Here is a 14,061-nt window from a genome sequence, read left to right as displayed (position 1 = left end):
CCCGTCCTCCCCGTCGCCCGCACCGGCGCCCTCCCCCTCTCCTCCGGCCAGCGCCGCCTGTGGTTCCTGGACCGGATGCACCCCGGCAGCCCCGAATGGGTCGCGCCGCTCTTCCTGCGGCTGCCCGCCGGGCTCGACCCGGCCGACGTGGCCGCCGCCCTGGACGCGCTGGCCGCCCGCCACGAACCGCTGCGCACCCGCTATCTCGCCGAGGGCGGTGAGGTGCGGCAGGTGATCGACGCCCCCGGAGCCGCCGGGGTCGAGCTGCGGGTCGAGGACGCCGGCCGGGACGAGGTGTCCGGGCTGTTCGCCGAGCAGTTCGCCCAGGGCTTCGACCTGGCCGAGGGGCCGCTGTGGCGTGCCCTGCTGGTTCGGTTGCCCGGCGAGGACCACCTGCTGCTGCTGACCCTGCACCACATCACGTGCGACGGCTGGTCGACGGTCGTCCTGGAGCGGGAGCTGCGCGAGCTGTGCGCGGCCCGCACGCAGGGGCGCGCGCCCGGACTGCCCGCCCTGGAGCTCCAGTACGCCGACTACGGCACCTGGCAGCATGCCCGGCTCACCGAGGAGTTCGTCGAGGGGGAGCTCGCGCACTGGCGGACCGCCCTCGACGGCGTCGAGCCGGTGGAGCTGCCCGCCGACCGGCCCCGCCCCGCGGTCCGCGACCCGCACGGCGCCGTCGTACCGCTCAGGGTCCCGGAGCGGACCGCCGCCGCCCTGACCGAGCTGGGCCGCGGGCACGGGGCCACGCCGTTCATGACGCTGCTGACCGCGTACGCCACCCTCGTGGCCCGCTGGAGCGGCCGCTGGGACGTGCCCGTCGGCACCCCGGTGGCGGGCCGCACCCGGCCCGAGACCGAGCACATGGTCGGCTTCTTCCTCAACTCCCTGGTCGTGCGCTGCGGTCTGACCCCGGACCTGGGCTTCGCCGAGGCCCTGGTCAGGGTCAGGGAAGCGGCCCGCGCCGCCTTCGTCCACCAGGAACTGCCCTTCGAGCGGCTGGTCGACGAGCTCCAGCCGGAGCGCGACCTGTCCCGCACCCCGCTCTACCAGGTCGCCTTCGACCTGCACAGCGAGGGCGTGACCAGTGTCGTCACCCAGGACGCCGACCTGGCCGCGTTCACCGAGGCGTGGCAGGTCGCCAAGACCGACCTGTCGCTGTTCATGCGGCAGACCCCCGAGGGCGCCCTGGACGGCGTCCTGGAGTACGCCACCTCGCTGTTCGACCGGAGCACCGCCGAACGCATGGCGGGCCACTTCCTCACTCTGCTCGACCAGGTCGCCGCGCGCCCGGACACCCCGCTCGGCGCCCTCGACCTGCTCGGCGAGCAGGAGCGCCGGCAGCTCCTCGACGGCTGGAAGGACACCGCCTGGCAGCCCGACGAGCGCACCGTCCTCGAACACTTCGAGGAGCAGGCCCGCAGCCGGCCCGACCGCACCGCCCTCGCCTTCGGCGAACGGATCGTCTCCTACGGCGAGCTGGACACCGCCGCCAACCGTCTCGCCCAGCAGCTGCGCACCCTGTGCGTGGGCGCCGAGCGCCGGGTCGCCGTCCTGCTGGACCGCGGCCCCGAACTGGTCACCGCCCTGCTCGCGGTGTGGAAGGCGGGCGGCGCCTACGTGCCGGTCGACCCGTCCTACCCGGCGGAGCGCGTCACCGCGATGTGCCGGGCGGCCGGGGTGCGCACGGCGGTCACCTCGTCGGCGTACGAGCAGCGCTTCACCGGCGTGGACGGCCTGCGTGTGCTGCGGCTCGACACCGACGCCGCCGAGATCGCCGTACGGCCCGCGACCGCGCCCGCGCGGGACCGGGACCCGGACCGGCTCGCCTACGTGATCTTCACCTCCGGCTCGACCGGTGTCCCCAAGGGCGTCGAGGTCACCCAGCGGGGCCTGGCCAACCATGTGGCGTGGGCCGCGCGGGACCTCGCCGGCCGGGACTACGGCGGTGCCGCGCTGTTCTCCTCGGTCGCCTTCGACCTGGTCGTCCCCAACCTGTGGGCGCCTCTGGTCACCGGCCAGCGGCTGTTCCTGCTGCCGCAGGACACCGACATGTCGGAGCTCGGCAAGCGGCTGTCGGAGGCGGCCCCCTTCAGCTTCCTCAAGCTGACCCCGGGCCATCTCGACATCCTCGCCCACCAGTTGTCACCGGCGCAGGCGGGCTCGCTGACCCCGCTCACGGTGGTGGCGGGCGAGCCGTTCACCCGGGCCGCGCTGGAGCGCTGGCGGGAGCTCGCCCCCGACATGCTGCTCCTCAACGAGTACGGCCCCACCGAGGCCTCCGTCGGCACCTCCGTCTTCCCGGTGCCGCAGGACGAGGCCGAACCCGTCCCCGACGTCCTGCCCATCGGCCGCCCGCTGCCCGGCATGACCATGTACGTCCTCGACCCGGCCCTGGAGCCGGTCCCGGTCGGTGTCGCGGGCGAACTGTACGTCGGCGGGACGGGCGTGGCCCGCGGGTACGCCGGCCGGCCCGAGCTGACGGCCGAGCGGTTCGTGCCCGACCCGTACGGCGCCGCGGGCGCCCGCCTGTACCGCACCGGGGACCTGGTGCGGCGGCTGCCGGACGGGAACGTGGCCTTCCTCGGCCGGCTCGACGACCAGGTCAAGATCCGCGGCTACCGCGTGGAACCCGGCGAGATCCGGGCCGTCGTGGAGGAGCACCCGCAGATCCGGGAGGCCGTGGTCGTCGTCCACCGTCCCGAGGGCGGCGAACCGGCCCTGGCCTGCTACGCCGTTCCGGCCGCGTCCGGCACCGGACTGCCCGACCTCGCCGCCCATCTCGCGGCCAGGCTGCCGGAGTACATGATCCCGGCGACCTTCACCGCGCTCGACGCGATCCCGGTCAACGCCAACGGCAAGGTCGACCGGCGGGCCCTGCCCGAACCGGGCCGCCGTGAGGACGGTCCCGCGCACGTGGCGCCGGACGGGCCCGTCGAGGAGCGGATCGCCGAGATCTGGACCGAACTGCTCGGCGTACAGGCCTCCGCGCACGACAACTTCTTCCACATCGGGGGCAACTCGATCCTCGCGATCCGGCTCATCTCCCGCATCCAGCAGGAGTTCGGCATCGACTTCGCCGTCCGCACGGTCTTCGAGGGCCCCACGATCGGCCGGCTCGCCGCGACGGTCACGGAACGGGTCATGGCCGAGGTGGCGGCGCTGACCGACGGCGAACTGCTGTCCGAGGCCGCCGCGACCGCAGGAGCCCCCGCGACCGGCGGCGCACCGCAAACCACCGTCCGCCCCCACACCGCATCGCACACCGAGGAGCAGCAGGCATGAGCACCGGGGAAATGGAGAGGCCCGTCGTGACGGGCGGCGACGGTGGTTCCGGTACCGAGGCCGACGCGCTGCGCGCGGAGTTGCTGAGGCGCCGTCTCGCGGGCCGCGGCGCCGCCGCCCCGCGCCGCGCGGGGATACCCCGCGCCGACCGCACCGCCCCGCTGCCGCTGTCGTACGGACAGCAGCAGATGTGGTTCCTCAGCCGGCTGGAGCCGGACAGCCCGGAGTACCTGGTGCCGCTGGTGCTGCGGCTGCGCGGCGCCCTGGACACCGAGGCGCTGGAACGGGCCTGGCAGGGGGTCGTCGACCGGCACGAGATCCTGCGCACCCGCTACGCACTGGCCGGCGACGAGCCCGTGCAGGTCGTCGACCCGCCGCGGCCGCTGCCCCTCGCGCACTCCACGGCCGCCGACGACGCCGGGGTGCGGGCCCTCGTCGAGGCCGACCTGGCCCGCACCTTCGACCTGGCCCGCGACTGGCCCGTGCGCGGCCGCCTCGTCCGGGTCGGCGACGACGAGCACGTCCTCGCGGTCGTCTTCCACCACATCGCCTGCGACGCCTGGTCCGCCCAGGTCTTCGGCCAGGAACTGAGCGAGCTGTACACGGGCGCCGTCCCGGCCCCGCTCGCCGTGCAGTACGCCGACTACGCGGCCTGGCAGCGCACGACGATGACCGAGGAGGTCGTCGCCCGGCACCTCGGCCACTGGCAGGACGCGCTGGCCGACCTGCCCCCGCTGGAGCTGCCCACCGACCGGCCCCGCCCGCCGGTCCGCGACGGCGCCGGGGACGCGGTCCCCTTCGAGGTGCCCGGCCCTCTCGCCGCCCGCCTGCGGCAGTTGGCCGCCGACCGGGACAGCACCCTGTTCATGCTGTTCCTGGCCGCCTGGCAGACCCTGCTGTCCCGGCACACCGGACGCACCGACATCGCGGTGGGCACCGTGGTCTCAGGCCGCGGCCGCCCCGAGCTCCAGCAGCTCATCGGCTACGGCATCAACAGCCTGGTGATGCGCGGCGACCTCGCCGGCGACCCGTCCTTCACCGGCCTGCTGTCCCGCACCCGCGCCACGGTCCTGGACGCCTACGACCACCAGGACGTGGCCTTCGCCCAGGTCGTCGAGGCCCTCGCGCCCGAGCGCGACCTGTCCCGCACGCCCCTGTTCCAGGTCGCCTTCACCCTGCACGGCGACCGCGGCGCCGCCTTCGACCTGCCCGGCGTCGACGCTGAGCCCTTCGCCGGCTCCGGCCGGGTCGCCAAGTTCGACCTCGACCTCCAGGTCCGCGAGGGCGCCGACGGCTCGCTCGGCGGCCACCTGGAGTACGCCACCGCCCTGTTCGACCGCACGACGGTCGAGCGCCTCGCCGGCCACCTGGTCCGGCTGCTGCACGCGGTCGCCGACGCCCCCGAGGCCCCGCTGTCCGCCCTGGAGATCCTGGGCGAGCAGGAGCGGGCCGTCCTGCTCGGCCCGCCGCGCGAGCAGACCCCGGTGACCCGGCGCGTGCACGAGGTGTTCGCCGAGCAGGCCGCCCGCACCCCGCACCGCACCGCCCTGTCCTTCGAGGGCACCCACCTCACCTACGCCGAGCTGGACGCCCGCGCCAACCGGGTCGCGCACGCCCTGATCGCCAAGGGCGTCGGCCCGGAGACCCTGGTCGGCCTGAGCCTGGAGCGGGGCATCGAGCTGATCCCCGCCCTCCTCGGCATCCTCAAGTCCGGTGCCGGCTACCTCCCGCTGGACCCGGCCAACCCGGCCGACCGCATCGCCTACATCGTCGAGGACGCCCAGGCCCCGGTGGTCGTCACCGTCTCGGACCACGCCCACCTGTTCGACGTGGACCTGCTGCTCCTGGACCGGGACGCGCTCGACGAGCAGCCCGGCACCGACCCCGGCGTCCCGGGCAGCCCCGAGAACCTGATCTACACGATCTACACCTCCGGCTCCACCGGTCGCCCCAAGGGCGTCGCCCTCACCCACGCCAACGTCGCCCGCCTCCTGGCGCGCGGCCACGAGCACTACGCCTTCGCCGAGACCGACGTGTGGCCGCTGTTCCACAGCTACGCCTTCGACGTCTCGGTGTGGGAGATGTGGGGCGCGCTGCTGTTCGGCGGCCGCCTGGTCGTCGTACCGCAGGCCGTGACGCGGTCGCCGGAGGAGTTCCTGGACCTGCTGGTCCGGGAGCAGGTCACCGTCCTCAACCAGACGCCGACCGCGTTCCGTTCGCTGGTGGACACCGACGCCGCGTTGTCGCTGCGCGCGGTCGTCTTCGCGGGCGAGAAGCTGGAGGTCTCCGAACTGCGGCCGTTCGCCGAGCGGTTCGGCCTGGACCGGGTGGCCCTGGTCAACATGTACGGGATCACCGAGACCACCGTCCACACCACCTTCCACCGCATCACGGAGGCGGACCTCGACCCGCGGGCCGGCAACCCCGTCGGCCACCCGCTGGCCGACCTCAGGGTGTACCTGCTGGACGCGCACGCCCGCCCGGTCCCGGTCGGCGTGCCCGGCGAGATGTACGTGGCCGGGCCCGGTGTGGCCCGCGGCTACCTCAACCGGCCGCGCCTGACCGCCGAACGGTTCGTCCCCGACCCGTACGGCCCGCCCGGCTCCCGGCTCTACAAGAGCGGCGACCTGGCGCGCCGGCTGCCCGACGGCAGCCTGGAGTTCCTGGGCCGGATGGACGACCAGGTCAAGATCCGCGGCTTCCGCATCGAGCTCGGCGAGATCGAGACCGCGCTGGCCGCCCACCCCGACGTCCGGGACGCCGTCGTCCTGGTGCGCGAGGACACCCCGGGCGACAAGCGCCTGGTCGCATGGGTGACCCCGGCCGCGGACACCGCGCCCGAGCCCGGCACGCTCCGCTCCCACCTGGCCGCCCGGCTGCCCGAGTACATGGTCCCGGCCGCCTTCGTCGCCCTGGACGCGCTGCCGCTGACCACCAACGGCAAGCTCGACAAGCGGGCCCTGCCCGCCCCCGGCCAGGACGCCCTCGGCGGCGCCGCCTTCGTCGCCCCGCGCACGGTCGCCGAGGAGCGGGTCGCCGAGGTCTGGGCGGACGTGCTGGGCCTGGAGCGGGTCGGCGTCGAGGACGGGTTCTTCGAGCTGGGCGGCCACTCCATCCGCGCGGTCACCCTGGTCGGACGGCTGCGCGCGATCGGCTACGACCTCGCCGTGCGGGACGTCTTCGAGCACCGCACGGTCGCCCGGATCGCCGAACTGGTCACCGGGCGCCCGGCCCCCGCCGACGCCGACCGCACCGTCGAGCCGTACGCCCTGATCGGCGACGCGGACCGGGCGAAGCTCCCGGCCGAGGGCCTGGTGGACGCCTACCCGCTGTCCCAGGTGCAGCTCGGCATGGTCGTCGAGATGCTCACCGACGACGGCAAGCACCCGTACCACAACGTCACCTCCTTCCGGATCCGTGACGAGCGCCCCTTCTCCCTGGAGGCGCTGCGGGCGGCCGCCGCGCGGGTCGTCGCCCGGCACGAGGCCCTGCGCACCTCCTTCGACCTCACCGGCTACTCCGTCCCGCTCCAACTGGTCCACGCCGAGGCCGAGATGCCGGTCGACGCCCGCGACCTGTCCCATCTCGGCCAGGACGAACTCCTCGCCTCCCTGCGGGAGTTCACCGAGCAGGAGCGGGCCCGCCTCTTCGACCTGGCGACCCCGCCGCTGCTGCGGCTGCACGCGCACACCGCCGGCGACGGCAGTTGGTGGATCACCAACACCGAGTGCCACGCGATCCTCGACGGCTGGAGCCACCACTCGCTGCTCATGGAGGTGCTCCAGGAGTACGACCGGCTGGTGGACGGCGCCGACGCGGTGGAGCCGGAGCGCCCGGCCGTGCGGTTCGCCGACTTCGTCGCCGCCGAACTGGAGGTCCTCGACGCCGAGGACTCCCGCGCCTACTGGCAGTCCGTCGTCGACGGGTACGCCCGGCTCACCGTGCCCGCGCCCTGGCGCGGAGCCCCGGACGACACCGGCGCCCCCTACCGCGTCCCGGTCCCCTTCCACGACCTGGAGGACCGCCTGCGCGCCCTGGCCGCCACGGCGGGCGCCTCCCTCAAGAGCGTGCTGCACGCGGCTCACCTCAAGACGCTGAGCATGCTCACCGAGGAGGACCGCTTCTTCTCCGGGCTGGTCTGCAACGCCCGGCCCGAGGTCCTCGGCGCCGACCGCGTCTACGGCATGCACCTCAACACGCTGCCCTTCGCCCACGACCGCACGGCGGCCGGCACCTGGCGCGAGCTGGTGGCCTCGGTGTTCGCCCGCGAGGTCGAGCTGTGGCCGCACCGCACCTACCCGATGCCGGTCATCCAGCGCGAACTCGCCGACGGCGAGCGGCTGATCGACATGCGGTTCAGCTACCACGACTTCGACCAGGTCGACCGCGCCCAGGTCGACTACCTGGCCAGCATCGACGACAGCCCCACCGAGTTCCCGCTCGGCGTCTCCGCCCGTGTCGGCCACCTCGTCCTGACCGCCTCCCCGCGCGCCCTGAGCCGCACCGGCACGGACCGCCTCGCGCAGATGCTGCGACAGGTCCTGGAAGCGATGGCCGACGACCCCGAGGGCGACGCCCGCGCCACCTTCCTGCCGGAGGGCGAGCGCGAGCGCCGGCTCGCCGAGTGGAACGACACCGCCCACGAGGCGGAGACCTCCTCCGTCCTCCAGCTCTTCGAGGCACAGGCGGCCCGCACGCCGCGGGCGGCGGCGGTACGGCACGCCGGCGGCTCCCTGTCGTACGGCGAACTGGACGCCCGTGCCAATCAGTTGGCGCACCACCTGCGCGAGCGGGGCGTCACGCCCGAGTCCCGTGTCCTCGTCCAGCTGGACCGCGGCCCCGACCTGCTGACCGCGTTGCTCGCGGTGTGGAAGGCGGGCGGCGCCTACGTACCTGTGGACCCGTCCTATCCGGCCGCCCGTGTCGACGCGATGCGCGAGGCGTCCGCCGCCGTGGCCACGCTCACCGCACTCCCGGACCTCACGGGACGGCCCGACGAGGCCCCGGCCCGCCGCGACGACCTGGACACGCTGGCGTACGTCATCTTCACCTCCGGCTCGACCGGCGTCCCCAAGGGCGTCGAGGTCACCCATCGGGGCCTGGTCAACCACGTCGCCTGGGCGGCCCGCGAACTCGCCCCGCACGGCACCGGCGGCGCCCCGCTGTTCTCCTCGGTCGCCTTCGACCTGGTCGTCCCCAACCTGTGGGCACCGCTGGTCACCGGCCAGGCGGTGCACACCGTCGGCCAGGACGTCGACATGGCCGACCTGGGCGAACACCTCGCCGCCGCGGGCCCGTTCAGCTTCGTCAAGCTGACCCCGGGACACCTGGACGTGCTGGCCCAGCAGCTCACCGCCGACCAGGCGGCCGCCCTGGCCCCGGTGCTGGTGGTGGCGGGCGAGGCCTTCACCCGCGCCACCCTGGAACGCTGGCGCACCCTCGCTCCGGGAACCCGTCTGATCAACGAGTACGGCCCCACCGAGGCGTCCGTCGGATCGACCGTCTTCCCGGTCCCGGACGACTGCGCCCCCGACGTCCTGCCGATCGGGCGCCCGCTGCCGAACATGCGGGTGTACGTGCTGGACTCGGCGATGCGGCCGGTGCCGGTCGGGGTGGCCGGGGAGCTGTACGTCGGCGGTACCGGGGTGGCGCGCGGGTACGCGGGCCGGCCGGACCTGACGGCGGAACGGTTCCTGCCGGACCCCTTCGGTCCCGGCCGCCTGTACCGGACCGGCGACCTGGTCCGCCAACTGGACGACGGCAACGTGGAGTTCCTCGGCCGCATCGACGACCAGGTCAAGATCCGCGGCTACCGGATCGAACTCGGCGAGATCCAGGCCGTCCTCACCGGGCACCCCGCCGTCCGCGAGGCGTTCGTGACGACGTACGACGGTGAGCTCGCCGCCTACTACGCCCCCGCCGAGGCCGCCGCCCCCGACGCCGTACGGGCGCACCTGGGCGACCGGCTGCCCGAGTACATGGTCCCGGCCGCCCTGCTCCCCCTTCCGGCGCTGCCGCTGAACGCCAACGGCAAGGTCGACCGGCGCGCCCTGCCCGCCCCCGACACCGCCGAGGCCGCCGACGACGGGTACACCGCCCCGCGGACGGTGACCGAGGAGCGCATCGCCGAGGTGTGGGCGCAGGTGCTCGGCCTGGAGCGGGTCGGTGTCGAGGACGGGTTCTTCGAGATCGGCGGACACTCCATCCGGGCCGTGGCCCTGGTCGGGGCCCTGCGCTCGGCCGGGTTCGACATCGGGGTCCGGGACGTCTTCGAGCACCGCACGGTCGCCGAGCTCGCCGAGTACCTCACCGGGCGCCCGGCACGCACCGAAGTGGACGTGCCCGTCGAGCGGTTCGCGCTGATCGGCGACGGGGACCGGGCCGCACTGCCGGCCGACGCCGTGGACGCCTACCCGCTGACGCAGGTGCAGCTCGGCATGGTGCTGGAGATGCTGGCCGACGACCGGCACGCCTACCACAACGTGTCGTCGTTCCGGATCAGCGAGTCCGTGCCGTTCTCCGCGGACGCCCTGCGCGCCGCGGCCGTCACGGTCGCCGCCCGGCACGAGATGCTGCGCACCTCCTTCCACCTCGACGGCTACTCGCAGCCGCTCCAGGTGGTGCACGCGGACGCGGAGATCCCGGTCGCCGTCCACGACCTGCGGGGCCTGGACCAGGCCGCGCTCGACACCGCCGTCCGGACCTTCCTCGCCGCCGAGCGCGCCGACCTCTTCGACCTGGAGCACGCCCCGCTGCTGCGCATGACCGCGCACGTCGAGGACGACGGCTGGCGGCTCGGACTGACCGTCTGCCACGCCATCACCGAGGGCTGGAGCCACCGCGCGCTGCTGATGGAGCTGCTGGACGAGTACCGGCGCGTCCGCGACGGCGGCGAACGGGTCACCGTGGCGGCACCGCAGGTGCGGTACGCGGACTTCGTCGCCGCCGAACTGCGGTCACTGGAATCGGCGACCGACCGCGGCCACTGGCAGGGCGTCACCGAAGGGCACGCCCGCTTCTCCCTCCCGTCCGCATGGGCCGGCGACCGCACCGCCGAGCGCGAGCGCTACCGGGTCGCGGTCGCCCTCAAGCCCTTCGACGCCGGGCTGCGCGCCCTGGCCGCCCGGGCCCGCGTCTCGATCAAGAGCGTGCTGCTCGCCGCCCACCTCAAGACGCTGAGCCTGCTCACCGAGGAGGACCGCTTCCACTCCGGGCTGGTCTTCAGCGCCCGCCCCGAGGCACCGGGCGCCGACCGGGTCTACGGCATGTACCTCAACACCCTGCCGTTCGCCTTCGACGCCGACCGCGACCGCACCTGGGAGGAGCTCGTCCGCGAGGTCTTCGCCCACGAGGCCGGCATGTGGGAGCACCGCCGCTACCCGATGCCGGCGATCCAGCACGACGCCGGCCTGGAGCGCCTGCTCGACGTCCGCTTCAGCTACCAGGACTTCGACCACGTCGACACCGACCGCGTCGACCTGGACGCCAGCTCGGGTGAGGGCGCCACCGAGTTCGACCTGGCGGTCTCCGCGGTCTCCGGGTATCTCCTGATGACCACCCACACCCACGCCCTGTCCCGGCCGAACGCCGACCGCCTGACCGCGCTGTACACGGCCGTCCTGGACGCGATGACCAAGGACCCGTCCGGTGACGCCCGCGCGGTCCCGCTGTCCGACGACGAACTGCACCGCCAGCTCGTCGAGTGGAACGACACCGCCCACGAGGCCGGGACCGCGGACGTGCTCCGCCTCTTCGAGACACAGGCCGCCCGGGTCCCGGACGCGCCCGCCGTCACCCTGGGCGACCGGACCCTGTCGTACGCCGAACTCGACGCCCGCGCCAACCGGCTGGCGCACGCCCTGCGGGCCCGGGGCGTCGACGCCGAGGCCCGGGTGGCGGTCCAGCTCGACCGGGGACCCGACCTGATCGCCGCGCTGCTCGCGGTGTGGAAGGCGGGCGGCGCCTACGTGCCGGTCGACCCCTCCTACCCGGCCGAGCGGGTCGCCGCGATCGTACGGACCGCCGGCGCCCGGGTGGCGGTGACCTCCGAGGAGTACGCGGACCGGTTCGCCGGCACGGAGGTGCTGTCCGCGGCGATGGCCGGTGAGGGGATGCCCGGTGAGGCCCCCGCCCGCCGGGACGACCTCGACGCGCTGGCCTACGTCATCTTCACCTCCGGTTCGACCGGCGTCCCCAAGGGCGTCGAGGTGCCGCACCGGGGCCTGGTCAACCACGTGGCCTGGGCGGCCCGGGAGCTGGCCGCCCGGGGGACCGGCGGCGCGCCGATGTTCTCCTCGGTCGCCTTCGACCTGATCGTCCCCAACCTGTGGGGCCCCCTGGTCACCGGCCAGCGGGTCTTCACGGTCGCGCAGGACACCGCTCCGGCCGACCTGGGCCGCGCCCTGCTGGCCGGAGCCCCCTACAGCTTCGTCAAGCTGACCCCGGGCCACCTCGACCTGCTCGCCGAACAGCTCACCACCGAGCAGGCCGACGAGCTGGCCGCGGTGACCGTCGTCGCGGGCGAGGCCCTGCCGGGGACCACCGCGGACCGTTCGCTGGACATCCTCGGACCGGGCCGCCTGATCAACGAGTACGGCCCCACGGAGGCCTCCGTCGGCTCCACGGTCTTCCCGGTCACCGGACCGGTCGGCCGCGAGGTCGTCCCGATCGGGCGCCCGCTGCCGAACATGCGGGTGTACGTGCTGGACTCGGCGATGCGGCCGGTGCCGGTCGGGGTGGCCGGGGAGCTGTACGTCGGCGGTACCGGGGTGGCTCGCGGTTACGCGGGCCGGCCGGACCTGACGGCGGAACGGTTCCTGCCGGACCCCTTCGGTCCCGGCCGCCTGTACCGGACCGGCGACCTGGTCCGCCAACTGGACGACGGGAACGTCGAGTTCCTCGGCCGCATCGACGACCAGGTCAAGATCCGCGGCTACCGCGTCGAGCTCGGCGAGATCCAGTCGGTGCTGACCGGACACCCGGCGGTGCGCGAGGCGTACGTCTCCGTGCACGAGCCGGTGCCGGGGGACCGGCGCCTGGTGGCGTACTGGACCGGCGCCGGGGCCGCACCGGAGGACCTCGCCGCGCACTGCGCGCTGCGGCTCCCCGACTACATGGTCCCCGCCGCCTTCATCGCCCTGGACGCCCTGCCGCTGAACGCCAACGGCAAGGTCGACCGGCGCGCCCTGCCCGCCCCCGACCGCGGCGACCTGCGCACGGGCACCGACCACGTGCCGCCGCGCACCCCGACCGAGAAGGCCCTCGCGGCCATCTGGAGCGAGGTCCTCGGCGTCGAGCAGATCGGCGTCCACGACCGCTTCTTCGACCTCGGCGGGCACTCCCTGCTGATGATCAAGGTGCTGGCCGCGGCCCGCGCGGCGGGGCTCGCCGTCTCGATCTACCGGATGTACCAGCACGACACGTTGTTCGAGCTGGCGGCCGCGGTGGACGAGGACATGAAGGACGCGGCCCCCGAGACGCCGGCGGTCGAGACGCCGACGGTCGAGGCGCCGGTGGAGGTGCCGGAGGCCGCGGCACCCGCCACCGTCGAGGTGCCCGCCGAACTGCTGTCCCGGCTGCTCGCCCAGGCCGGCGGCGAGGCGGCCGCCGAGGTCGCCGCACTGCTCCCGCCGCGGGCACCCGTCATCGAGGGCATCGACGCCGTCATGGCCGACCACCACGTCCCCGGTGCCGCCCTCGCCGTCATCCACGACGGCAAGGTCGTGGCCGTGGAAGGGCACGGGGTGCTCGCCGCGGGCACGGAGGTGCCCGTGTCCACGCGGACCCTCTTCCAGGTCGGCTCGATCAGCAAGCACGTGACCGCGCTCGGCGTGCTGCGCCTGGTGGACGACGGGGTCCTGGACCTCGACACGGACATCTCGGCGTACCTCACCGGCTGGCAGCTCGCCGACGACCCGCGGGCCCCGGGCCCGGTCACCGTACGGCACCTGCTCGGGCACCGCGCCGGGCTCGCCCGGCACCGCAGCGTCGGCTTCCGGCCCGGCGAGGAGCTGCCCACGCTCCTCGACCTGCTGGAGGGCAGGCCGCCGGTCAACACGCCGAGGGTGCGGCGCGAACTGCCGCCGGGAGAGGTGTTCCGCAAGAGCAGCACGCACTACTGGGTGCTCCAGCAGGTCCTCCAGGACGCCACCGGCGAGGCCTTCGAACCGCTGATGCGGCGCCTGGTCCTGGACCCGCTCGGCCTCGCCGACACCAGCTTCGACCAGGACCACCCGCACACCGCGGGCCTGCCCGTGGCGCTCGGTCACGACGCCCACGGCACCCCCCTCAAGGACGGCTGGCGCCGCCGGGCCCACCTCGCGGCGGCGGGCCTGTGGACGACGGCGGCCGACGCCGCCCGGTTCACCCTGGCCGTGCGCGACGCGCTGCTCGGCGCCCCGGGCGCGCTCGTCCCGCAGGCCCTGGCCAGGGAGCTGCTTGCGGGCGAGACCGGCACCTTCTACGGGCTGGGCACGATCGTCGACGACAGCGGCGACGACCTGGAGTTCGGCCACGGGGGCGAGCCCACCGGCTACTGGAACATGGCGATCAGCCGCCTGCACGCCGGGACCGGCTTCGTGGCGCTGACCAACGCCGACTCCGGCAAGGCCGTCGTCAAGCACCTCACCGCAGAGCTGGGCCGCCAGGACGGCACGTTCGGGCAGGGGCGGCTGGCCGGCGACTGGCGCTCCGCGGGCGACGCGGACGGGCTGCCGGCCGTCCTCGCCCCGGTCGTCACCGACGAGGAGCGGGCATGACCCGCGGCCCCTCTCCCAC

2 protein-coding genes are annotated in these 14,061 nt (G+C 74.5%); both read left to right on the top strand.

All coding sequences use genetic code 11. The annotated features are described in order from the left end of the window. Nucleotides 1–3,285, top strand: a 3,285-nt coding sequence (locus tag AOJ26_RS34765) for a non-ribosomal peptide synthetase (protein WP_143663581.1), incomplete at its 5' end; no start/stop codon positions are given. Beyond that, the gene (locus AOJ26_RS34760) at nucleotides 3,282–14,042 is read left to right on the top strand and encodes a non-ribosomal peptide synthetase (RefSeq protein ID WP_053852354.1); all 10,761 of its coding nucleotides are present in this window, start codon (nucleotides 3,282–3,284) and stop codon (nucleotides 14,040–14,042) included. The genes AOJ26_RS34765 and AOJ26_RS34760, both read left to right, overlap by 4 nt. Nucleotides 14,043–14,061 lie beyond the last annotated feature (19 nt).

It is taken from the genome of Streptomyces sp. NRRL B-24085 (genome assembly GCF_001282115.1).
GTDB lineage: Bacteria > Actinomycetota > Actinomycetes > Streptomycetales > Streptomycetaceae > Streptomyces.
The sequence above is the reverse complement of the archived record's forward strand: the minus strand, read 5'-3'. Positions and strand labels throughout refer to the sequence as shown.

Excerpts from the sequence above, each read along its gene's own strand:
- AOJ26_RS34760 (WP_053852354.1), top strand. The coding sequence starts at position 3,282 with ATGAGCACCGGGGAAATGGAGAGGCCCGTCGTGACGGGCGGCGACGGT.